At 56.8% G+C, this 22,049-nt stretch carries 19 protein-coding genes; 12 read left to right on the plus strand and 7 right to left on the minus strand.

Features of this window, described 5'->3' with window-relative positions; genetic code table 11:
• Positions 1 to 106 precede the first annotated feature (106 nt).
• The 7 genes from B2589_RS13880 to B2589_RS13910 all read left to right on the plus strand — a co-directional run bounded on the left by B2589_RS13880 (position 107) and on the right by B2589_RS13910 (position 7,035).
• On the plus strand, positions 107 to 901 hold the full coding sequence (locus tag B2589_RS13880; RefSeq protein WP_286816990.1) for an SDR family NAD(P)-dependent oxidoreductase: 795 nt from the start codon (positions 107 to 109) through the stop codon (positions 899 to 901).
• Entirely contained in the window at positions 901 to 1,341 is a 441-nt protein-coding gene (locus B2589_RS13885; RefSeq protein WP_286816991.1) for a PaaI family thioesterase, read from the plus strand. The genes B2589_RS13880 and B2589_RS13885 overlap by 1 nt, the downstream gene beginning before the upstream one ends.
• Positions 1,342 to 1,407: 66 nt before the next feature.
• Positions 1,408 to 2,610, plus strand: a complete 1,203-nt coding sequence (locus B2589_RS13890) for an acyl-CoA dehydrogenase family protein (RefSeq protein WP_094624520.1) — start codon at positions 1,408 to 1,410, stop codon at positions 2,608 to 2,610.
• Between the two features lie 34 nt (positions 2,611 to 2,644).
• On the plus strand, positions 2,645 to 3,412 hold the full coding sequence (locus B2589_RS13895; protein WP_031210154.1) for an SDR family NAD(P)-dependent oxidoreductase: 768 nt from the start codon (positions 2,645 to 2,647) through the stop codon (positions 3,410 to 3,412).
• Positions 3,413 to 3,492: 80 nt separating this feature from the next.
• The gene (locus B2589_RS13900) at positions 3,493 to 4,557 is read left to right on the plus strand and encodes a phosphotransferase (protein ID WP_094624521.1); all 1,065 of its coding nucleotides are present in this window, start codon (positions 3,493 to 3,495) and stop codon (positions 4,555 to 4,557) included.
• Positions 4,554 to 5,351, plus strand: a complete 798-nt coding sequence (gene surE, locus B2589_RS13905) for a 5'/3'-nucleotidase SurE (RefSeq protein ID WP_286816992.1) — start codon at positions 4,554 to 4,556, stop codon at positions 5,349 to 5,351. The genes B2589_RS13900 and surE overlap by 4 nt, the downstream gene beginning before the upstream one ends.
• Positions 5,352 to 5,376: 25 nt before the next feature.
• Positions 5,377 to 7,035, plus strand: a complete 1,659-nt coding sequence (locus B2589_RS13910; protein ID WP_286816993.1) for a long-chain fatty acid--CoA ligase — start codon at positions 5,377 to 5,379, stop codon at positions 7,033 to 7,035.
• 81 nt (positions 7,036 to 7,116) lie between these two features.
• Here B2589_RS13910 and B2589_RS13915 read toward each other — a convergent pair whose 3' ends face one another.
• The 4 genes from B2589_RS13915 to B2589_RS13930 all read right to left on the minus strand — a co-directional run bounded on the left by B2589_RS13915 (position 7,117) and on the right by B2589_RS13930 (position 10,842).
• Entirely contained in the window at positions 7,117 to 7,572 is a 456-nt protein-coding gene (locus B2589_RS13915) for a MaoC family dehydratase (protein WP_058342383.1), read from the minus strand.
• 32 nt (positions 7,573 to 7,604) lie between these two features.
• Positions 7,605 to 8,366 carry a class II aldolase/adducin family protein gene (locus B2589_RS13920; RefSeq protein WP_286816994.1) on the minus strand — a complete coding sequence of 254 codons (762 nt, stop codon included), beginning with the start codon at positions 8,364 to 8,366 and terminating at the stop codon, positions 7,605 to 7,607.
• 126 nt (positions 8,367 to 8,492) lie between these two features.
• The gene (locus tag B2589_RS13925; RefSeq protein WP_286816995.1) at positions 8,493 to 9,635 is read right to left on the minus strand and encodes an acyl-CoA dehydrogenase family protein; all 1,143 of its coding nucleotides are present in this window, start codon (positions 9,633 to 9,635) and stop codon (positions 8,493 to 8,495) included.
• A 10-nt stretch (positions 9,636 to 9,645) separates the two neighbouring features.
• Positions 9,646 to 10,842, minus strand: coding sequence for an acyl-CoA dehydrogenase family protein (locus tag B2589_RS13930; protein ID WP_199457880.1), 1,197 nt, complete (start codon positions 10,840 to 10,842; stop codon positions 9,646 to 9,648).
• A gap of 319 nt (positions 10,843 to 11,161) precedes the next feature.
• On the opposite strand from B2589_RS13930, the gene B2589_RS13935 reads away from it, so the two are divergent.
• Entirely contained in the window at positions 11,162 to 12,466 is a 1,305-nt protein-coding gene (locus tag B2589_RS13935; protein ID WP_286816996.1) for a DcaP family trimeric outer membrane transporter, read from the plus strand.
• A gap of 163 nt (positions 12,467 to 12,629) precedes the next feature.
• Here B2589_RS13935 and B2589_RS13940 read toward each other — a convergent pair whose 3' ends face one another.
• Together B2589_RS13940 and B2589_RS13945 are read right to left on the minus strand one after the other, a co-directional pair.
• Positions 12,630 to 13,799, minus strand: a complete 1,170-nt coding sequence (locus B2589_RS13940) for an acyl-CoA dehydrogenase (protein WP_286714092.1) — start codon at positions 13,797 to 13,799, stop codon at positions 12,630 to 12,632.
• Between the two features lie 18 nt (positions 13,800 to 13,817).
• Positions 13,818 to 15,023 carry a 3-oxoadipyl-CoA thiolase gene (locus B2589_RS13945; RefSeq protein ID WP_058091209.1) on the minus strand — a complete coding sequence of 402 codons (1,206 nt, stop codon included), beginning with the start codon at positions 15,021 to 15,023 and terminating at the stop codon, positions 13,818 to 13,820.
• Between the two features lie 132 nt (positions 15,024 to 15,155).
• On the opposite strand from B2589_RS13945, the gene B2589_RS13950 reads away from it, so the two are divergent.
• A complete protein-coding gene (locus tag B2589_RS13950; RefSeq protein WP_286816997.1) occupies positions 15,156 to 16,517 on the plus strand; it encodes a hypothetical protein in 1,362 nt (453 codons plus the stop codon).
• 21 nt (positions 16,518 to 16,538) lie between these two features.
• Here the strand turns inward: B2589_RS13950 and B2589_RS13955 are convergent, their stop codons facing one another.
• The gene (locus B2589_RS13955; RefSeq protein ID WP_058342388.1) at positions 16,539 to 17,468 is read right to left on the minus strand and encodes a 2-hydroxyacid dehydrogenase; all 930 of its coding nucleotides are present in this window, start codon (positions 17,466 to 17,468) and stop codon (positions 16,539 to 16,541) included.
• A gap of 270 nt (positions 17,469 to 17,738) precedes the next feature.
• On the opposite strand from B2589_RS13955, the gene B2589_RS13960 reads away from it, so the two are divergent.
• From B2589_RS13960 to B2589_RS13970, 3 genes are all read left to right on the plus strand, one after another.
• On the plus strand, positions 17,739 to 18,566 hold the full coding sequence (locus tag B2589_RS13960; RefSeq protein WP_058091207.1) for an IclR family transcriptional regulator: 828 nt from the start codon (positions 17,739 to 17,741) through the stop codon (positions 18,564 to 18,566).
• A 179-nt stretch (positions 18,567 to 18,745) separates the two neighbouring features.
• The gene (locus B2589_RS13965) at positions 18,746 to 20,839 is read left to right on the plus strand and encodes a 3-hydroxyacyl-CoA dehydrogenase NAD-binding domain-containing protein (RefSeq protein WP_058342389.1); all 2,094 of its coding nucleotides are present in this window, start codon (positions 18,746 to 18,748) and stop codon (positions 20,837 to 20,839) included.
• An 18-nt stretch (positions 20,840 to 20,857) separates the two neighbouring features.
• Positions 20,858 to 22,042, plus strand: coding sequence for an acetyl-CoA C-acyltransferase (locus B2589_RS13970; protein WP_058091205.1), 1,185 nt, complete (start codon positions 20,858 to 20,860; stop codon positions 22,040 to 22,042).
• Positions 22,043 to 22,049 lie beyond the last annotated feature (7 nt).

The following is a 22,049-nucleotide window of genomic DNA, read 5'->3' on the forward strand; positions in this document are numbered from 1 at the left end:
AAATTAACTTCCAATTATATTGACTCATAACCGTTGTGCGTGACAAATTATCTGGAAAGCAAAATAGAACACACAAAAATAAATCATGTTAGCGAGGGGGAATTTCATGGGGCGATTTGATCAGCGAGTGGCAATCGTCGCCGGGGCCGGAAGTGGTATCGGGCGGGCAACCGCACTCAGGCTGGGTCGCGAAGGGGCATCCGTTGTGCTTGTTGATGTCGCCGAGGGCGGCTTGCTCGAAACCGAGAATCAGATGGCCGATGGTGTATCTGTGCTGCGTCGGGTGGCAGATGTTGCGGATGAGGCTGCGGTAACTGCCCTGGTAGCCGAAACCATGAAGACCTTTGGCCAGATTGATGTGCTGTGCAATATCGCCGGTATCGCCAGTATTTCCGGAGCCCATCCGCCGGTCACCGAGAACAGTCGTGACGAGTGGGAGAAAGTGCTCGCTGTAAACCTGCTGGGAACCATGCTGACGATAAAGCACGTTGCACCTCACATGCAGGCCCGCAAGAAGGGCAGCATTGTCAATACCGCATCGGTTGCCGGTATTCGTTCGGGGGCTGGAGGCAATGCCTACAGCGCATCAAAGGCCGGCGTGATCAACCTGACCATGACCGCAGCCTGTGACCTGGGGCTGGACAACGTGCGGGTAAACGCAGTTTGTCCCGGGCTGGTTGAAACCGGTATGACCCAGAAAGTCTTTGACTATGCCCGGGCACACGAAAAGGCCCACAAGCTCGGCTCCCGTTGTGAGTTGCGCCGTTATGGCGATCCTGCGGAAATTGCTGCCGCCATCCTTTTTCTCGCCAGTGACGATGCAAGTTACATTACCGGCCAGGCCCTGGCCGTTGATGGCGGCAACACAGCGTCCCTCAACCTGCCAGGAATGAAAGTCTGATGAGCAACAGTAGTCTGCACATTACCGGTGGCAAAGACTTGCCGGGTTTTCACAACATGCTGGGCTACCGGCAGGTATCGTGGGAAGAAAACGAGGCCGTGATCGAGCTGGAAATCCAGGCGGATCACCTGAATCTGGGTGGTGTGATCCATGGTGGAGTACTGACCTCCCTGCTGGATATTGCCATGGCCGAAGCCGGCACATACTGCCCATACCCCGGGCGCATGCGCAAAGCCATTACGCTTTCGCTGACCACCACGTTTACCGGGCAGTGCACCGGAGGCGTAATCCGGGTGACCGGTCGTAAGCGCGCGGGTGGAAGCAGGATTTTTAACAGTACCGGTGAAGTTCACGACGAGCAGGGCAACCTGCTTGCAATCGGTGAGGGCACTTTCCGGATACGTTCTGGTAGTGAGAAACCTGAAGGCGTTCCCGTCTGAATGCCTGCTAAAGCGATTGCCGGCGTTAGTAGCAGTCGCAAATAATTGAACAGAGAGGAAACGGATATGTTCGAGCTGTCTGACAAGGCCAAGAAACTGCAGGCCGAATTAACCGAGTTCATGAATGCCTATATCTACCCGAATGAAGAAAAGCATCACCATCAGGTGGCAACCGCGGAGAACCGCTGGGCACCGGTTCCGATCATTGAAGAGCTGAAAGAAAAAGCGAAGGCTGCCGGGCTGTGGAACCTGTTCCTGCCAGAAAGTGATCTGGGTGCCGGGCTGACAAACTTCGAGTACGCACACCTGTGCGAGATTATGGGCCGTTCCGAGATGGCTCCCGAGGTATTCAACTGCTCCGCGCCGGACACAGGCAACATGGAAACCATTGCCCGTTACGGTAACGAGGAACAGCAGGAACAGTGGCTGAAGCCGCTTCTGGATGGAAAAATCCGTTCCTGCTTTTCCATGACAGAGCCGGACGTCGCTTCCTCTGACGCAACCAACATTGCTTGCGAGATCCGTCGGGACGGTGACGAGTACGTTATCAACGGTCGTAAGTGGTGGTCTTCAGGTGCCATGACCACCACCAGCAAGATTGCCATCGTTATGGGCAAAACCGATCCCACCGCTCCCAAGCACCAGCAGCAGTCGATGATTCTGGTGCCACTGGATGCACCCGGGGTGAAAATGATTCGCCCGCTGACGGTATTCGGTTATGACCATGCGCCGCACGGCCACGCCGAGATTCACTACGACAACGTGCGTGTACCGGTCAGTAATATCCTGCTGGGTGAAGGTCGCGGCTTTGAAATCGCCCAGGGGCGCCTCGGGCCGGGCCGTATCCACCATTGCATGCGCACCATCGGTGTCGCCGAGCGTGCGCTGGAGCTGATGTGCAAGCGCGCGAATGCCCGTGAGGCCTTTGGTCGCCCGCTGTCCGAATTTGATTCCATCCGGAAAGACATTGCCCGTAGTCGCATCGACATCGAGCAAGCTCGCCTCATGACCCTCAAGGCTGCCCATATGATGGATACCGTAGGCAACAAAGTGGCCCGTCAGGAAATTGCCATGATCAAGGTGATTGCCCCGAGCATGGCCCTGAAAGTTATCGATCGTGCAATTCAGGTGCACGGTGGTGCTGGCGTCAGCCAGGACACCTTCCTGGCGTCGGCCTGGGCGAAAGTCCGTACCCTGCGCCTGGCAGACGGCCCGGATGAGGTTCACCTGGATTCCGTCGCCAAACTTGAATTGCGTCAGTACCGCTGAAACAGCTGTTACCCAGAGTAATAAGGATTCGGAAATGACTAATCCATTATTTGATATGACCGGGAAAGTGGCTGTTATCACAGGGTCCACCAAGGGCATTGGCCGGGCCATTGCCGAAGAAATGGCCCGCTGTGGCGCCCGGGTTGTGATATCCAGCCGTAAGGCGGAAGCCTGTGAACAGGTAGCCAGTGAAATGCGGGCCCAGGGCTTTGATGCCATGGCCATCGCTTGTCACGTCGGCAAGAAGGAGGACCTGCAAAACCTGGTCGACAAAACTAACGAAGCCTGGGGCACCATCGACGTTCTGGTTTGCAACGCCGCGACCAACCCGGTTTATGGTCCGACCGCTGAGATGACCGACGACGCCTGGGACAAGATCATGGACACCAACGTCAAGGGAACCTTCTGGCTCACCAATATGGTGCTGCCACAGATGGCCGAAAAGGGCTCAGGTTCTGTGGTGCTGCTGTCCAGTATTGCCGGTATTCGCGGCAACACCACTATCGGCACTTACGGTGTGTCCAAGGCGGCAGAAGCTGCCCTGGCACGCAACCTGGCCGTTGAGTGGGGGCCGAAGGGTATCCGTGTGAACAGCATTGCGCCGGGCCTGATCAAGACCGATTTTGCCAAGGCGCTTTGGGAAGACCCGGTTCGCGTAAAGCGGGCAGAAGACAAAACCCCGCTTCGGCGCATCGGTGATCCGATCGATATTGCCGGCCTGGCTGTTTTCCTGGCGACCCCGGCCAGTGCCTACATTACCGGGCAGGTGATTGTTGCCGACGGTGGTGAAACCATCTGCTGATACCGGGAAACCGCAACACCCCTGCCGCCGGGCCCTGTCTGGCGCCAGGGGTTATCAGAACATAACGACAAGAGATAATCATGAGCATGACTCCAGAGCTGGTAGCGGTTCTGCCAGCCCACAAATTCGATGAAGCCCGCCTGCTCAACTGGCTTCAGCAGGCATTGCCGGACTTCGGTAACCAGATGGACGTGAAGCAGTTTCAGGGCGGGCAATCCAATCCCACCTTTCTGCTGGATACCGGCAACAGGCGTTATGTACTGCGGAAGAAGCCCCCGGGAAAGACGCTGCCTTCGGCTCACATGGTGGAGCGGGAATACCGCGTTATGCGCGCGCTCGCTGAACACACATCCGTTCCGGTACCCAATGCTCGCGTACTGTGTGAAGACAGTGAGGTCATTGGCACTCCCTTCTACGTGATGGATTTTCTGGAAGGCAGGATTCACTCCCATTCAGCACTCAAAGAGCTGGAGCGTGAAGAGCGAATGAGGGCTCATCACTCAGCTATCGACACGCTGGCAGCTTTGCACTCTGTGGATGTCAACGCTATTGGACTGGCAGATTACGGCCGCCCGGAGGGTTATGTGTCCCGCCAGGTGGCTCGCTGGAGCAAGCAATATCTCGCATCCCGGACGGATGACCTGCCGGCCATGGACAAACTGATGTCCTGGTTGCCGGAGAACCTCCCGGCCAGGGACGAGACTTCGATTGCCCACGGTGACTACCGGTTTGGCAACCTGATGCTGGCACCGGATCGCCCGGAAGTAATCGCGATCCTGGATTGGGAACTGTCGACTCTCGGGCATCCGCTGGCAGACCTTGCCTATTACTGCCTGCCATACCACCTGCCTGCTGATATGCCCGGTATGCGTGGCCTGAATGGCGAAGATCTGCAGGAGCTTGGTATACCAAGCGAGCAGGAAACCATTGCCCGCTACTGCGCGCAAACCGGCAGAGACGGCATTGATGACTGGCACGTATTCCTGTCGTTTTCGTTATTCCGGCTGGCAGCCATTCTTCAGGGTGTGTACAAGCGGGCCCTGGATGGCAATGCTGCCAACGCCAATGCGCTGGAAGTTGGCAAGCGTGCCAGCCTGCTGGCGGATATTGGCTGGCAAATCGCTTGTGAAGGCCGGAAGCCATGAGCGGAGAAGCGATAATGCAGGGCAAGATTGCCAATCGAATTCTGATTACCAACGATGACGGCATCAATGCGCCGGGTATCGCGATCCTTGAAACCATTGCCCGGCGGTTGGCTGATGAGGTTTGGGTTGTGGCGCCGGAACATGATCGCAGCGGAGCTGGCCAGAGCATATCCATTCACAGTCCGTTACGGGTTTACCAGGTTGGGGCTAATCGTTATTCGGTGTCTGGCACGCCGGCCGATTGCGTGTTGTATTCCCTGGCCGAGTGGTTCGGGGAAACACCGCCAGACCTGGTGCTTTCCGGCGTAAACTGCGGTGCGAACATCAGTGATTCGGTCCAGTATTCCGGTACCGTTGGTGCGGTACTGAGTGCACACCACATGAACATTCCGGCCATTGCGCTGAGCCAGGCTTACCTGAACCGGGACGACGTGCGCTGGTCGCCGGTGGAAACCTTTGCTGAAGCTGTCATTCGCAGACTTTACCGCCCCGGCCAGGTTCTGGCGTGGAATGTGAACTTTCCAGCCTGTGAAGCGGCCGATATTACCGCAGCCCGATGGTGTCGGCAGTCCAACGGCTCTATCCAGAAGCCAACACTGGTCGCAGGCCGTGATGCGCGCAGCCTGCCTTACTGGTGGCTTGGTTTTGACCGGAGCTCACGCCACATTGTGGCGCCGGATGCGGATGTGACCGTACTTCGTGAAAAAGCCGTTGCCATTTCACCGTTACGCCATGATGAGCCCTTGCCCGGGGCTGTTGATTATTTTGATTTGTCCGCTCAAGCGATTGACTGAATTAACCCAGGGGGAGAACAAGAATATGTTTACACGCCACTACAAGGTTTGGCCGAAAGATCTGCCCAAAACCATGACCCTGCCGAAAACCAGTCTGTACACCAACCTGGAAGTCTCGGCACTGCGTTATCCGGACCACAATGCCATCGTTTTCTACGATGCGCCCATGACCTATGCCCGGCTTAAGCGAGAAGTCGATACTATGGCGGGTTACCTGCATGCCCAGGGGGTCAAGAAGGGTGATCGGGTCCTGCTTTATATGCAGAACTCCCCGCAGTATGTGATCTCCTACTATGCCATCCTGCGGGCCGATGCCGTGGTTATTCCTGTGAATCCCATGAACCGCGCGGCGGAGCTTGAGCACTATATTTCGGATACCGGCTCCACGGTTTGCATGGCGGGCCAGGAACTGGCGGGCTTCATCGCGCCGTTGATTGGTGAGACCAACCTGGAACAAGTGATTGTTGCGTCTTACAACACCTACATTAATCCGGAAACCGACCTGACGTTGCCGGCTGAAGTTGCTGCGCCCGCGTGGTCCAGGGATATACCGGGAGTGGTTACCTGGGAGGCGGCCCTGGAAGCCGGACACAAGCCCGGTGAACATACTGCCGGCCCGGATGACCTTGCCGTTATTCCGTACAGCTCCGGTACCACCGGGGCACCCAAGGGCTGCATGCACACTCACCGGTCGGTGATGGCGACAGCCGTGCACCGGGTATTCTGGAATCTGTCCACTCCGGATAGTGTTCAGCTATCCACGCTGCCGTTCTTCCACGTAACCGGCATGACTGGCTCCATGAACGGTCCCATATTCTGCGGTGCCACTTCTGTCATCATGACCCGTTGGGACAGAACCACAGCGGCACGTTTGATTGAGCGTTACAAGGTTACCGGCTGGACCAATATCGTCACTATGGCGGTGGATTTTCTGTCAAACCCGGAGCTGGGTAGCTACGACATCAGCAGCCTGAACATGATCGGGGGTGGTGGTGCCGCGATGCCTGTTGCGGTGGCGGAAAAGCTCAAAAAGCTGACAGGCCTTGATTACATTGAAGGATACGGTTTGTCTGAAACCATGGCAGCTACCCACATCAACCCCGGTAACAACCCTAAACCGCAATGCCTGGGGATTCCGGTATTCGATGTTGATAGCCGGATCATCGATGTCGACACACTTGAAGAAAAAGGCGTGGGAGAGACCGGCGAGATCGTGTCCTGCGGGCCTCAGGTCACGCTGGGCTACTGGAATCGCCCGGTGGATACCGAGGCTTCATTCGTCGAAATCGATGGCAAGCGTTTCTTCCGTACCGGCGACCTGGGTTACTACGACGAAGACGGCTATTTCTTCATGGTGGATCGGGTCAAACGCATGATCAACGCGTCTGGCTTCAAGGTCTGGCCGTCTGAGGTAGAAGGGTTGATGTACCGTCACCCATCCATCCACGAAGTCTGCATTATCTCTGCCCCGGACCCCAAGCGTGGTGAAACGGTCAAGGCTTGTATTGTACTAACGCCTGAGGCTGAAAGCACAACAACCAAGGACGACATCATCAGTTGGTGTAAGGAGCAAATGGCGGCCTACAAGGTGCCAACCATCATCGAATTTGTTGATGAGTTGCCAAAATCACCGACCGGAAAGCTGATGTGGCGGGCGCTTCAGGAGCTGGAGTGGCAGAAGTAGCCTGCACAACACTGGAAGTTAGGAAGGCGGCTCCCCCCCCCACCCTCAGGGCTTGCCGCCTTTTTGCACTGACCGGAAAACTCAGACCACGTACATGGCCAGATTTTCCAGTACGCAGGCTGGCTTGTCTTCGTTCCTTATTTCCACCACGGTCTGGTAGGTGGCCAGTAGGCGGTGATCATCCACCTGCTTCAGGGATGCCAGCTCAACCCGGGACCGGATATCCGAGCCAGCCTTCACCGCCGCCGGAAAACGCAGCTTGTTCAGGCCATAGTTGATGGTGGCTGAAGTACCGGTCACCTTGATGACCTCGCTGTTGAGCTTGGGGATCAGTGATGCCGTCAGGTAGCCATGGGCTACCGGGCTCTTCCAGGGTGACTCCCGGCTGGCCCGGTCGACATCCACATGGATCCACTGATGGTCGCCGGTGGTTTCGGCAAAGGCGTTTATCATGGCCTGGCTCACGGTTACCCAGGGGCTGTGGCCAATCAGCATGCCCTGATAGGCTGCCAGTTCATTAATATCAACAGTAATCATAGGACCTTCCTGATAGTGGATTGATGAAGGGCTCAAACGTTGTAGCCAGGAGACCTGGCATCAAGCAGTCTCAGAAGGGCGGGCCAGGTAAGCTTTGCTGCCTTGCCGAGTGAGCCTGATTGATCCGCCGTGGTGTCGATAGCCTGTTGGGTGGGCATATATACCGGGCCACAGCTCTGCGCTTTTACCTGTATCTCGCAGGCCTTCATCAGGAAGTAGAGGTAAGTGAAGGTTTCCGGCACATCGCGGCCCACGGTCAGAATGCCGTGGTTGCGCAAGATCATCATGGATTTGTTACCCAGATCCCGGATCAGGCGCTCCCTCTCATCAAGGTTGAGCGCTACGCCTTCATATTCGTGGTAACTCAGGTGCCCAAGGCACAGCATGGCGGTCTGGCTCAGGGGCTGGAGGCCATCACGGTGGGCTGATACCGCAACACCATCTGCTGCATGCAGGTGCATGACGGCTCCGGCATCTTCGCGCCCCATATGTACGGCGCTGTGGATGGTAAACCCCGCCGGGTTAACCCTGCGCAGCCCGCCAGCCTCCACGACTTCGCCATTTTGGTCGACTTTCACCAGGGATGAGGCGGTCATTTCATGGAACAGCAATCCATAGGGATTGATCAGAAAGTGGTGCTCCGGGCCGGGCACCCGGGCCGACAGGTGGGTAAACACCAGGTCGTCCCAGCCAAAAAGGGCTACCAGTCGATAGGCGGCAGCCAGTTCGGTTCTTATTTTCCATTCGGCTTTTCTCAGATCAGCCTGCATTTCGTCCGGGTGGTTTTTTGTCATGATTGTTCCTCCGCAGAGAATGATTACTCAAGGTCATTCCGGGCATAAAAAAGGGGTGGCATAGGCCACCCCGAAAGAGGGTCCTGACTGAATGTGGAGGCAGACCCAAGGTTCACTGATTCAGTATCAGTTGGCTTCCAGCAGGGCGGCATAGCGCTCCAGGTGGAAATCGTCATCGCCCAGCTGGTGGTTGATCATCACCAGGCGCTTGGCGTAGTGGGCAAAGTTGTATTCCCAGGTCATGCCAATACCGCCGTGGGACTGTATGCCCTTCTCGGAAATAAACTGGGCGCTACGACTAATTACGTTTTTAGCGGCCGCAATTACCCGGCGGCGCTCGTCACTCTGAGGCTCATCAGCCACGCTGGCGGCAAGGATGGCCATTGAACGAGCCTGCTCCAGTTCGGACATCATGTCGGCCATCCGGTGCTGAAGCACCTGGAACTTTCCGATGGGCACACCAAACTGCTTGCGCTGTTTGAGATAGTCCAGGGTCAGGTCACAGGCGACTTCCATAACGCCGACAGCTTCACCACAAAGAGCGGAAATGGCACGGCCAACCTGGTATTCAATAACATCGGCAGCCTCACCTTCGTTGCCCAGCAGAGCGTCTGCGCCGACTTTGACGTTGTTCAGGAATAGATCGCAGCCCTTCGCGCCGTCGATGGTCGGGTAGCTGCGACGATCCAGGCCTTCAGCATTGGCGTCGATGACGAACAGGCTGATGCCAGCGGCATCACGGCTGTTGCCGGCTGTGCGGGCAGAAACCACCAGCAGGTCGGCACTATGGCCACCGATTACGACCGCTTTGCGACCGTTAAGAACATAGTCGCTGCCGGCTTTCTCGGCGGTGGTTTCTACGTCATTTGTGTTGTAGAAGCTCTGGGGCTCCTGCAGGCCAACGGCTACCTGGGTTTCGCCTGTTGCAATGCCGGCCAGCCACTGTTCTTTCTGCTGTTCATTGCCGGCCTGGCTAATTAGCCCGCCACCAAGAACCACAGATTGAAGGTACGGCTCGATGCACAGGCCGCGGCCCAGCTCGGTCATCACGCTTTGAACTTCAACGCCGGTGCCGCCAAAGCCGCCGAGTTCCTCGGGGAATGGCACCGCCATCAGGCCCAGTTCGCCCAGTTGCTTCCAGAAACTTTCACTGAAGCCAAGCTCTGATTCGCTGTATTCCAGCCGTTTTTCGAAGCTGTACTCACCGCGAACCAGACGAGCCACGGTGTCCTGCAGCATTTGCTGCTCTTCGTTGAGTCGGAAATCCATGGTCGCCTCCTTAAAGTCCCAGAATCATTTTCGAAACGATGTTCTTCTGGATCTCGTTTGATCCACCGAAAATAGACAGCTTGCGGTTGTTGAAGTAATGGGCAGCCAGGGGCGCAGCATCTGGGTCAGACAAGAATTCGCCGTCATAGGCCTGGTCCATCTCTTCTTCAACAAACGGAATGGCGTAAGGTCCGATCGCCCGGCGTGCCAGGTCGTTGATGGCCTGGCGAATCTCGGTGCCGCGCACTTTCAGCATAGAGCTTTCCGCTCCCGGAACGCCGCCGCCTTCTACCGAGGCAACAATTCTCAGGTTGCTGATCGCTGCTGCCATCAGGTCGATTTCGACCTGCGCGATACGTTGGCTGAAGGTCGGATCCTGAATCAGGGGTTTGCCGTTCTTCACCCGACGGCTGGCCAGCTGCTTGAGGTGTGTCAGCGCTGCCTTGGACAGGCCGATGCCGGCCAGGCCGGTGCGCTCGTAGGTGAGCAGGTACTTGGCATAGGTCCAGCCTTTATTTTCTTCACCTACCAGGTTTTCGGCCGGAACCTTCACGTCTTCAAAGAAGACTTCATTAACTTCGTGCTCGCCGTCCAGAGTGATGATCGGACGAACGGTGATGCCCGGGGTATTCATGTCGATCAACAGGAATGAGATGCCTTCCTGCGCCTTCACTTCTGTGTTGGTGCGAACCAGGCAGAAGATCATGTTGGCGTGCTGGCCCAGCGTGGTCCAGGTTTTCTGGCCATTAACGATGTAATGGTCGCCTTCGCGTACAGCCCGTGTTTTCAGGGAAGCCAGGTCAGAGCCGGCGCCCGGCTCGGAATAACCCTGACACCACCAGTCTTCGCCGCTCAGAATCCGGGGCAGGTACTGCTGCTTCTGTTCTTCGGAGCCGAACTTGATGATGACCGGGGCCACCATATTTACGCCGAAGGGAATGGAGCGGGGCACACCGTAACGGCAGGACTCTTCATCCCAGATGTGCTTCTGGACCGGTGTCCAGCTGACACCCCCGTACTGTTCCGGCCAGTGCGTGGCGTACCAGCCTTGCTCGCTGAGAATTTTTTGCCACCGCTGGTGGTCTTCCTTGCTCAGCTTGCGAAAGCCTTTCACCTTGGCTGCGATGTCTTCAGGCAGCTTGGCATCCAGAAATGCGCGAACTTCATCGCGGAAAGCCAATTCCTCGGCTGTGTAATTCATGTTCATAGGTAACCCTCACCGTGCTCTTAGCGAAAATGTATACCGCATAGCAGAATTGTTCCATGATCCATCAACCAAACGGTGGATGTCAATGCTAACGGAATCAACTGTCAAAAAATGCATCGTTGTAGACATGCAAAAAGATAAATGGACTTGTTGATCTAAAATTCTTCATCTATATTCGTCGTCGCGGAAGATGGTACTGCATAATGAAATGCAAATAACCAGCAGTTCCGCTGTGCGGAATTATTGCGCGAAGGTATGTGCCAGTCCCGTAGATTTAACAATAAAGACGCTAACCAACTCCGATGCGAGGTTTTTCAAGATGACAACAACAACAACCCGTTTTGCCACCCATCCGCTGGTCCGCGCCGTAGCCCTGGCGGGTGCACCTCTGCTGATGCTTGGCTCGGTAACTGCCCAGGCGCAGAGCAACACAGAGCTGGAAGAGCTGCGTGAGCGCATCCAGGTTCTGGAAAGTCATGTGTCGACTGCCCCTGAGGCGCGGAACGACAACCCATATCTGTTACGTGAAGGCGATGGGATGAAGATTGGTGATACCACGATTACATTTGGCGGGTTCATCAAGGCCGATGTGATTTTCGGATCCAACGGTAATGGAATCAGCAACGGTTACTCCATTGGTTTGCCCCGGACGCTTGCCAAGGCGGCCAATGAAGGTGAAAGCGACTGGAAAACAGGCTTCTCTGTCCGTGAATCTCGTATCAGCATTGGTACCAAGACCGAGGATGTTGCCGGCCATGATTTGACCACGTACATCGAAATGGATTTCAACACCGCGGCTGATGCTCCCGGCAATGAAGTTGTCACAAACGGCTATAATGCGCGCTTTCGGCAGGCGTATGGCTCCTGGAATGGTTGGGATTTTGGCCAGACCTACACAACCTTTAGCGATCTGGCTGCATTGCCAGAGATTCTGAACCAAGGTAAACAGGCTGCCTTTATCTATGCCCGACAGCCGATGCTCCGCTATAACATGTCAGCTCCGGGTGGCAAGTTGATGGTCGCCCTCGAAAACCCGGAAGATGGTTTTGGCTCTGAATCCTATGGCGATCAGTCCTATCCGGATCTCGTAGCGCGCTATCAGACTCGCGGCAACTACGGTTTCTACTCTGTTGCGGCCCTGCTGCGCCACCTGGAAGATGATGCTGCGGAGGACACCAAGGCAGCCGGTGCTGTATCTCTGAGTGCCCGTATTCCTACGTTTGGGCGTGATGACTTGCGTCTGCAATACAGCTATGGAGCGCTTGGCCGTTACATGGGGCTGTTCACCTACCCGGATGTGGATCGGGCTGAGCAGGCGGCCGGAAAGGTTGAGCCGCTGAATACCTACGGGGTCACTGCGGCCTACCGTCACTTCTGGAATTCAACCTGGAGAAGTAACCTGACGGTTTCCCATACCGAGATTGTGGACGATCTGGACTTCTCTCCTGCAGGGACTCTCAGCTATTTCGACTCCTCCACCTCAGTCCACGCCAACCTGCTGTGGTCCGCTCATAAGAACCTGACTCTGGGTCTTGAGTATGCCTACTGGGACTTTGGCGAGATCGCAGGTAGCGGCAGCCAGCAGTATGAGCAGGTAATGGCTTCCGCCAGGCTGTCATTCTGATCAGCGATTTCCGTTGAGTTAAAACGAGTATCAGGTATTTCATCGCTTGCCCCGGGTGCGCTGCACACCGGGGCTTTTTTATGCCTGCGCGAAGCGCAGGCCTCGGACGCCGGGCACAAAAAACCCCTCCGTAGAGGGGTTCAGGGGTGCTGTTCCGAAGGGATCAGCTGAAGGCTTGAATGCCGGTCTGGCCACGGCCCAGAATCAGGGCGTGGACGTCGTGGGTGCCTTCGTAAGTGTTAACCGCTTCCAGGTTCATGACGTGGCGGATAACGTGGTATTCATCGGCAATACCGTTGCCACCGTGCATGTCGCGGGCTACCCGGGCGATGTCCAGGGCCTTGCCACAGTTGTTACGCTTCAGAAGGGAAACGGAATCCGGGGTGGCAATGCCGGCATCCATCATGCGGCCCAGCTGCAGTACTGCCTGCAGGCCGAGGGTGATTTCAGTCTGCATGTCTACCAGCTTCTTCTGGATCAGCTGATTGGCGGCCAGGGGCTTGCCAAACTGCTTACGCTCCAGGGTGTAGTTGCGGGCTGCATGCCAGCAGAATTCCGCGGCACCCAGGGCGCCCCAGCTGATACCGTAGCGAGCCTTGGTAAGGCAGCTCAGGGGGCCTTTCAGGCCTTCAACTTCCAGGCGGTTTTCTTCAGGAACGAAGACTTCGTCCATAAAGATAGAACCGGTGTCGGAGGCGCGCAGCGAGAACTTGCCCTCAATCTTCGGGGTTTCCAGGCCCGTGGCGCCTTCGCGCTCGATCACAAAGCCGTTTACCACGCCGTCCAGCTTGGCCCAGACCACACAAACGTCGGCAATCGGGGAGTTGGTGATCCAGGTCTTGGAGCCGCTCAGCAGGTAGCCGCCGTCAACTTTCTTGGCGCGGGTTTCCATACCACCGGGGTCAGAGCCGTGGTTGGGTTCGGTCAGGCCGAAGCAGCCAACAAACTCGCCAGAGGCCAGTTTCGGCAGAATGCGCTTTTTCAGCTCTTCTTTGCCGTAAGAGAAGATCGGGTACATCACCAGTGAAGACTGTACGCTCAGGGCCGAGCGGTAGGCAGAGTCTACCCGTTCAACTTCCCGTGCGATCAGGCCGTAGCACACGTGGTTCAGGCCGGGGCCGCCGTACTCTTCCGGCAGGGTGGCACCCAGCATGCCCAGTTCACCCATTTCGGTGAAGATGCTGCGGTCGAATTTTTCGTGGCGGTTTGCCTCGACGATGCCGGGCATCAGACGGTTATCGCAGAAGCTGCGAATGCTGTCGCGTACCTGACGCTCGGTTTCGTCCAGTTGTGATTCAAAGTTCAGCAGGTCGTCCCAAGGTGCGGAAGCCATTGTTGTTCTCCTGAAAAGTTAGTTGGAAACCCGTTCAATTACAGCAGCAATGCCCTGGCCTACACCAATGCACATGCTGATCAGAGCGTAACGGCCACCGGTACGTTCGAGTTGGCGTACCGCCGTCAGGGCAATCCGGGCGCCGGAAGCGCCAAGAGGGTGCCCCACGGCGATGGCACCGCCGTTCGGGTTGAGTCTGGAATCGGAAGGATCGATTCCCAGTTTGGTGGTGCAACCGAGAACCTGGGCGGCGAACGCCTCGTTGATCTCGATTACATCCATGTCTTTTAGTGTCAGGCCTGCCCGGGCCAGGGCTTTCTGGCTTGCCGGAACCGGGCCGTAGCCCATTACATTGGGCGCAACGCCGGCGATGGCAGCCGATACGATACGTGCGCGGGGCTGGATGCCAGCCCGCTTGCCGGCTTCTTCGGAGCCGATAATCAGGGCGGCAGCGCCATCGTTCACGCCGGAGGCGTTGCCGGCAGTAACCACGCCATCTTCAGCCAGCGAGCGAAGATTGGACAGCGCCTCGAGGTTGGATGTAGGCCTTGGATGCTCGTCGTCCTGCACGGTCAGTGGCGGTTGCTTGCGCCCCTGAGGCACCGAAATGGGCAGGATCTCGTCTTTGAAAAAACCGTCCTGGCGGGCGGCTTCATAGCGGGCCTGGCTTTGTGCGGCAAAGCGATCCACTTCCAGTCGGCACAGGTTCAGCTCGCGTGCGATGTTGTCTGCGGTTTCCGGCATGGTGTCCGAGCCGAACTGGCGTTCGATCAGCGGGTTCGGGAAGCGGGCACCAATGGTGCTGTCAAAGGCGCGGAATTCACGGCTGTAAGGTGATTCGGACTTGGCCAGCACAAACGGCGCGCGGCTCATGCTCTCGGCACCGCCGGCTACGAACAGGTCGCCTTCGCCACAACGGATAGCGCGGGCAGCATCGATGATGGCGGCAAGGCCTGAGCCGCACAGCCTGTTAACGGTCTGGCCACCGGTTTCAACCGGCAAGCCTGCCAGCAGTCCGGCGTGCCGCGCCAGGTTGCGGGCATCTTCACCGGCCTGGTTGGTGCAGCCGGCAATCACGTCTTCATAATTCTCCGGAGCAAAGGCGTTGCGCTCAATGAGTGCGCGAATGACCTCGGCCAGCAGGTCGTCGGGGCGAACCTTGGCCAGGGCGCCTGCATGCCGCCCAAATGGTGTTCTCAAGCCATCATAGATGTATGCGTTCATAAGAATTGCCGTATCGATTATGGTTAGGTAATTCCGAACTGCGGAATATAGTTTTGTAAATGATATTGGAAAAGACTAATCTGGGTCTATCTCAATTGCAAGAATTGTTCATCATTGGTGGCTGACTGGTTTATGAATGGAACTCTTCGCTGGCTGCTGGCTTGTGCCGTGGTCATGGAGCTTGTCGCGATTTGTCTGCAGAGCAAAGCCCTTAGCGCCTCTGCCGGGCTGGTATTCATCCTGGTGTTTGTTCTGGGCGCGATGCGCCTTCAGGTCTATGCAAGGACGTTGTTCCTGCTTTCCCTCACGTTTAGTGCTGGTTTGTTTGTGACCGGCCGTCTCGGAATGGACGGTGCCCTTGATGCGTTGTCGGATGCAGCGTTCTATTCGGCGTTTTTGGGCAGCCTGGGGATGATGCAGTGCCTGGTGCGCCGCTTTGAAGTCCTCAGGCGTATCCACGATGTGCTGCTCGGGGGTCGGGTATCCCTTTTATACCCAAAGTATGCGGCGGTGAGCTGCGGTATTGCTTCGGTACTCAGTTTCGGAATGATGAGCCTTCTATGTGGCACACTCGCGGATAGCCTGAAGGAGAGGGGGATAGAGGGCGCGGCAAGACTGCAGTGGCTCAGGAGCGTGCTGATCAGCGCCTTGCGGGGGTTTGCCCTGGTGCCATTGGTGGCACCCACCAGTGTGGCGGTGGCCATTCTGACCCGGGAGCTGCCGCAGCTGAGCTGGTCTTCGCTTTTGCCTTTTGGTTTTGTCGCAGCGTTACTGATGATCGTGGTTGGCTGGGTGCTGGAAAGGCAGCGCTTCCGGGAAATCAGTAGTGAACGGGTTGCGCTCGACGGCTGGCCAGAAGGAACGGGCAAACTGACGCTTCTGGTTCTGGTGGTGTTTGCCTGTATGGCTTTGCTGGTTGCCTTGGCGGGCGTGAAGGTGTCGGTGGCTGCCATGTTGGCTGTTCCGGCTGTCACTTTGTCTTATATGTTGTTGCAGGAACGCTCTCCGGTGGCGGCATTGGCAGAAGGGGTAGGGCAGTTGGCGGTGATGTCCAACGAGATGGCGATCTTTGCCGGGTCGGCCATGCTGGGGGTGTCGATTGCCACTGTGGTGCCTGCAGATCTGTTTGACGGGCTTGTGGTGAGCGGGTGGGGCAGTTACCTGATTGCAGCTGCTGGCTTGTTAATCATGCCTTTGTTTTCCATGGCGGGCGTGATTCCGATTACCGTGCTCAGCGTTCAGTCCGGCATGCTTGCGCAACTGGTAGCTAGCGGCGCTGACCCGATGCTGGTGGCAATTGGCCTGGTTATTGGTTTCTCACTGGCAATGATGGTGTCGCCGTTCGGGCCGTCGGTGATGTTGCTGTCACGGTTTGGTCAGGTTTCCCGCAACGTAGTGGCCTTTCAGTGGAACGGTGTTTTTGTCTTGCTGGTGGTGCCGCTGTTGCTGTTATTGCTGGCGGTGTTTGCGGTGATTCTGCCGGCCCCGGGCTGACCGGCAGAATCGGCTTGCGGGTTAGTAGCCGCGGGTTATGTCGACTATTCCTGTGATGGCTCGCCCGCTGGCGTGGTCCCGGATTTTCCCGGTGATCTGCTCCAGGGTGGCATCCCGAAGAGTTCGCGCCGAAATGTGCGGCGTGATTGTGATGTCGGTTCGCTCCCAGAACGGGTGGCCAGCCGGCAAAGGTTCCTTGCGGAACACATCCAGGGAGGCCCGCTGCAGTTTCTCCTCATTCAGGGCTCTGAGCAGGTCTTCTTCCACGAGGTGCTCCCCCCGGCCGACGTTGATCAGCACCGCACCCGGCTGGAGCTGGCTGAACAGGTCGTAGTTGAGGATGTTTTCGGTTTCGCTGGTCAGTGGCAGGGTGTTAACCAACACTCGCGTTGCCCCCAGAAACTCTCTGAGTTGCCCGTTGCCTGCGAAGGTGCGCACGCCTTCTACCGTGTGCTCACTCCTGGCCCAGCCGTTTACCGTATAGTCCAGGCTTGCCAGTGTGCTGGCCACACGCTTGCCGATGTGCCCTAGCCCCATAATGCCGATGGGCCACTCTTTCCGGCTGATGGGGCGGTGTATCTTCCACAGGCGCTGGCGTTGCTGCTCCCGGTACAGCTCCATCTGCCGGCTGACTTCCAGTATCTGGTGCAGTACATGCTCGGCCATCTGTACTGACATGCCGGCATCTTCCAGTCTTACCACGGTAAGGTCTGCCGGCAGGTTGGGCACTTTCAGCAATCCGTCGATACCGGCTCCCAGGTTGAAAACGGCCTTCAGGTGGGTCTCACGCTCGAACAGTTGTGCCGGTGGCTGCCATACGATGGCGTAGTCTGCATTTATCGCCGGGCCGTCCGGATCCCAGACATAAATGTCTGCTTCTGGTAGCAGTTGTTTGATAGGTACGGTCCAGCGCTCTGGTTTGGGATCGCCCGCTACAAAAAGTACCTTCATACATGCTCCTGAGTAGTGTTTGTTGTCGTGCATATGACTTTGTTCCGCATTGCAGAATAAAGTATCGCTATACTATGGTAAAGGTTGCCCGGGTTTCCGTCATGGTTATTTCGTGGCATCGGGTAATGCCAGTGTTTCGAATCTGGCATGAAATTTGATGGCAGATTGTGGTTCTTGAGTTTCTCATAGACTAGAATGTGTCCAATTTTCACGCCCACGGTTCTTCAGGCTATCCGTGACAGGCAACGCAGTTCAGGAAATAGGCAAGTTATGGCAAAAAAACAGCAGGACAACTCACCGGAGTTGCAAGTGGCATCCGGTGATGGTGAGCCGGTTCAGCCGGGTAAGGATCGCAAGTTTGTGGAGGCATTGTCCCGGGGGCTGGATGTTCTGCGCGCGTTCAGTCAGGGGTCTGTCATACTCGGCAACCAGGACATTGCCAGAATTACCGGCCTTCCCAAGCCCACCGTTTCGCGCATGACCTATACGCTGACCAAGCTGGGTTATCTGGGCTACAACCAGCAGCTGGAAAAGTATCAGCTTAGTTCCGGCGTGCTGGCTCTGGGTTACGCCTATGTATCAAACCTGAAGGTGCGTCAGCTGGCCAAGCCCTACATGGACGAGTTCGCCCGGCAAACCAACATGTCGGTTGGTCTGACTTGTCGCGACCGCTTGCACATGATTTATGTAGAAAACCGGCTGCCGCCTGAAGCAACCCTCCTGCGGATGGATATTGGCCTGAAGCTGCCTATGTCGACAACCTCTGCAGGGCGCGCCTATTACTGCGCGATCAGCGACCCGGCCCGCAAGCTGATCGACGATGCCATGGCGAAGAAGTACGGTGAAAAATGGCCGGTAATTAAAGAAGGCCTGGACCAGGCCATGGAAGATTACCGGGAGCACGGTTTCTGCCTGTCGCTGGGAGACTGGGATCGGAACATTAACTCCGCCGGTGTACCTATCCACCTGCAGGATGGCACTACGATGGTTCTGACCTGTGCGGCGCCGTCGTACCTGGTGCCTGGCGACAAGTTGCGCGACTCCTATGCTCACCAGCTGGCTATGTTAGCCCGGGATATTGAATCGCTCGGTGTCTAGGCCAGGCTGCCGGTAGCCGGCCGGATCAGACAGAAAGGCATAAAAAAACCGCAGACGAAAGTCTGCGGTTTTTTTATGCCTGAACCGAAACGGTGGTTGAAATAAGGGCTAAACTTGTATTAAATCGTTAATTGATTTCGCTAGATAAAACCATATTTCATAAAAGGCGAGGGGAGATTATGTCAGAGGTTGTTGCTTATACCCGTGAAGGGAATGTTGGTGTCATTTCCGTAAACTACCCGCCGGTCAATGCCTTGAGCCATGCTGTGCGTGCCGGTCTGGTTTCCGCCCTGGAGCAGGGCCAGAAGGATGCAGAAGCAGATATCCTCCTGCTGGTATGTGAAGGCCGTACGTTCATTGCTGGCGCGGACATCCGCGAATTTGGCAAACCTTTGCAGGAGCCGGGCCTCCCCGATGTGATCAATGCCTATGAATCAAGCGACAAGCCCATTGTTGCCGCTATTCATGGCACCGCACTGGGCGGTGGCCTGGAAACGGCCCTGGGTTGTCATTACAGGGTTGCCCTGGCGTCTGCCAAGGTGGGCTTGCCTGAAGTAAAGCTTGGTCTGTTGCCCGGTGCTGGCGGTACCCAGCGCCTGCCTCGCCTTGTGGGTGCCCAGAAGGCACTGGAAATGATTACGTCTGGCAACTTCGTAGGCGCCAGAGACGCGCTGGCTCTGGGCATTGTTGATGCTGTTGAAGGCGGTGACGATATTCGCCAGGTTGGGCTGGCCTATGCGCGGAAACTGGCAGCTGAAGGTGCTCCGGTGCGCAGGGTGCGTGATATTGCCGACAAGGTTGAAGCTGACAAGGGCAGCGATGTCTTTGACCAGTTCCGTGCTGGTCTGGCCAAAAAAGCCCGTGGCCTGTTCTCTCCTTTCAAGTGTGTCGACGCCGTAGAAGCAGCTTTCACCTTGCCGTTTGCCGAGGGCCTGAAGCGTGAACGTGAACTGTTCAAGGAATGCATGGAATCGCCGCAGCGTGCTGGCCTGATTCATTCGTTCTTTGCCGAGCGCGAGGTTTCCAAGGTCAAAGGCCTGGCCAAGGATACTCCGGTACGTGAGGTGAAGAGTGTGGGTATTATCGGTGCCGGCACCATGGGTGGTGGTATTGCCATGAACTTCGCCAATGTGGGCATTCCTGCCACCATCGTTGAGGTCAAACAGGACGCGCTTGATCGAGGCCTTGCCGTAATTCGCCGCAACTACGAAAACTCCGCCAAGAAAGGCAAGCTCACTGCAGAGCAGGTGGAAGAACGCATGGGGCTGATCAAAACCAGCCTGAGCTACGATGACTTCCGCGACGTCGACCTGGTGATTGAAGCCGTCTTTGAGAACATGGCCGTCAAGAAAGAGATCTTCGCCAAGCTGGATGAAGTGTGCAAGCCGGGCGCCATTCTCGCGTCTAACACCTCCACCCTCGACATTGACGAAATTGCCTCGGCTACCAAACGCCCCGAAGACGTTGTGGGCATGCACTTCTTCAGCCCGGCCAACGTTATGAAGCTGCTGGAGAATGTTCGCGGCAGCAAGACGTCCGACGAAGTCAAAGCCACTGTCATGGCAGTAGCGAAGCAGATCAAGAAAGTCGGCGTGATGGTTGGCAACTGTCACGGATTTGTGGGCAACCGGATGCTGCACAAGCGCGGTGCCGAGGCCATGGCGTTGGTTAACGAAGGCGCCTCGCCGCAGCAGGTGGACAAGGTGCTGACAGATCTGGGCTTCCCGATGGGGCAGTTTGCGATGTCTGACCTGGCCGGCATTGATGTCGGTTATCGTATTCGTGAAGAGCGTCGTAACGCCGGTGAAGATGTGCCGGCCAGTTGGATGGACAAGCTGGTTGAGCAGGGTCGTCTGGGACAGAAAACCCAGGCTGGCGTATACAAATATGAGGAAGGTAGCCGCGCGCCGGTTGTCGACCCGGAAGTGGAACAGCTGATTGAAAGCTTCCGCGCGGAACAGGGGATCGTAGCCCGGGAGGTTACCGACCAGGAAATCCTTGAGCGTTGCATGTATGTAATGGTCAACGAAGGTGCGAAGATCCTGGATGAAGGCATTGCCGACCGGTCACTGGACATCGACGTGGTCTGGATCTACGGATATGGTTTCCCCGCGTATCGTGGCGGCCCCATGTTCTGGGCAGATCAGGTTGGGCTGGACAATATTCTGGCGGCAGTGAAGAACTACAACAACACAGTGGGTGGCGAGCAGTGGAAGCCTGCGCCGTTGCTCGAGAAGCTGGTGGCGGAAGGCCGCAAGTTCAGCGATCTATAATTATAAGGAGTTCATCTTATGTCTGATGCTGTCATCGTTTCGACCGCGCGTACCGGCCTTGGCAAGTCCTATCGTGGTGCCCTGAACAACACGCACAGTGTTGATCTGGCCGGGCACGTTATCCAGCACGCCGTTGAGCGTGCCGGAATTGATCCTGCCATTGTTGAAGATGTCATTTTGGGCGCAACCTTCCACGAAGGTTGTCAGGGCAAGAACATGGCACGCCTGGCGGCTATTCGCGCCGGGCTCCCGGTTACTACGGCCGGGCTGTCAATTAACCGGTTCTGCAGCTCCGGCCTGCAATCTATTGCTATTGCTGCGCAGCGAGTGATGTCGGAGAAGGTGCCTGCCATCGTGGCTGGTGGCGTAGAGTCCATCTCCCTGGTTCAGAACGACAAACTTAATGGCTTCCGTGCTACTAACGAATGGCTGATGAAGAACAAGCCGGAACTGTACCTGTCGATGATCGAAACGGCCGATATTGTCGCCCAGCGTTACAACGTAAGCCGTGAAGCCCAGGATGAGTACGCACTGATTTCCCAGCAGCGCACCGCCGCGGCCCAGCAGTCCGGAAAGTTTGACGACGAGATCGTGCCGTTCGACGCCACCATGCTGGTTAAAGACAAAGAAACCGGTGAAGTGAGCGAAAAACAGGTAACCCTGGACCGGGACGAGTGCAACCGCCCGAATACCACACTGGAAGGGCTGGCCTCACTGGACGCGGTACGTGGCCCGGGCCAGTTTGTTACCGCGGGCAACGCCAGCCAGCTTTCTGATGGCGCCTCCGTCTGTACGGTCATGGACAGCACCTATGCCGAAAAGCACAACATTGAGCCTATGGGCATTTTCCGTGGCTTTGCTGTTGCGGGCTGCGAGCCCGACGAGATGGGTATCGGCCCGGTGTTTGCTGTTCCACGCCTGCTTGCCCGCAACGGCCTGACCATGGACGACATTGACCTGTGGGAACTGAACGAAGCCTTTGCATCCCAGGTGGTCTACTGCCGCGACCGTCTGGGTATTCCGATGGAAAAGCTGAACGTGAATGGCGGCTCTATTTCTGTGGGTCACCCCTATGGTGTGAGTGGTTCCCGCCTTACCGGCCATGCCCTGATTGAGGGCAAGCGCCGGGGTGCCAAATATGTGGTGGTCACCATGTGCATTGGCGGCGGTCAGGGCGCAGCCGGCCTGTTCGAAGTGGTATAAACGGAGA

The sequence above is a fragment of the Marinobacter sp. UBA3607 genome (assembly GCF_002375525.1).
GTDB classification, from domain to species: Bacteria; Pseudomonadota; Gammaproteobacteria; order Pseudomonadales; family Oleiphilaceae; genus Marinobacter; species Marinobacter vinifirmus.

Coding starts and splice junctions, on each gene's coding strand:
- B2589_RS13880 (WP_286816990.1), top strand. CDS start 107: ATGGGGCGATTTGATCAGCGAGTGGCAATCGTCGCCGGGGCCGGAAGT.
- B2589_RS13885 (WP_286816991.1), top strand. CDS start 901: ATGAGCAACAGTAGTCTGCACATTACCGGTGGCAAAGACTTGCCGGGT.
- B2589_RS13890 (WP_094624520.1), top strand. CDS start 1,408: ATGTTCGAGCTGTCTGACAAGGCCAAGAAACTGCAGGCCGAATTAACC.
- B2589_RS13895 (WP_031210154.1), top strand. CDS start 2,645: ATGACTAATCCATTATTTGATATGACCGGGAAAGTGGCTGTTATCACA.
- B2589_RS13900 (WP_094624521.1), top strand. CDS start 3,493: ATGAGCATGACTCCAGAGCTGGTAGCGGTTCTGCCAGCCCACAAATTC.
- surE (WP_286816992.1), top strand. CDS start 4,554: ATGAGCGGAGAAGCGATAATGCAGGGCAAGATTGCCAATCGAATTCTG.
- B2589_RS13910 (WP_286816993.1), top strand. CDS start 5,377: ATGTTTACACGCCACTACAAGGTTTGGCCGAAAGATCTGCCCAAAACC.
- B2589_RS13915 (WP_058342383.1), bottom strand. CDS start 7,572: ATGATTACTGTTGATATTAATGAACTGGCAGCCTATCAGGGCATGCTG.
- B2589_RS13920 (WP_286816994.1), bottom strand. CDS start 8,366: ATGACAAAAAACCACCCGGACGAAATGCAGGCTGATCTGAGAAAAGCC.
- B2589_RS13925 (WP_286816995.1), bottom strand. CDS start 9,635: ATGGATTTCCGACTCAACGAAGAGCAGCAAATGCTGCAGGACACCGTG.
- B2589_RS13930 (WP_199457880.1), bottom strand. CDS start 10,842: ATGAACATGAATTACACAGCCGAGGAATTGGCTTTCCGCGATGAAGTT.
- B2589_RS13935 (WP_286816996.1), top strand. CDS start 11,162: ATGACAACAACAACAACCCGTTTTGCCACCCATCCGCTGGTCCGCGCC.
- B2589_RS13940 (WP_286714092.1), bottom strand. CDS start 13,799: ATGGCTTCCGCACCTTGGGACGACCTGCTGAACTTTGAATCACAACTG.
- B2589_RS13945 (WP_058091209.1), bottom strand. CDS start 15,023: ATGAACGCATACATCTATGATGGCTTGAGAACACCATTTGGGCGGCAT.
- B2589_RS13950 (WP_286816997.1), top strand. CDS start 15,156: ATGAATGGAACTCTTCGCTGGCTGCTGGCTTGTGCCGTGGTCATGGAG.
- B2589_RS13955 (WP_058342388.1), bottom strand. CDS start 17,468: ATGAAGGTACTTTTTGTAGCGGGCGATCCCAAACCAGAGCGCTGGACC.
- B2589_RS13960 (WP_058091207.1), top strand. CDS start 17,739: ATGGCAAAAAAACAGCAGGACAACTCACCGGAGTTGCAAGTGGCATCC.
- B2589_RS13965 (WP_058342389.1), top strand. CDS start 18,746: ATGTCAGAGGTTGTTGCTTATACCCGTGAAGGGAATGTTGGTGTCATT.
- B2589_RS13970 (WP_058091205.1), top strand. CDS start 20,858: ATGTCTGATGCTGTCATCGTTTCGACCGCGCGTACCGGCCTTGGCAAG.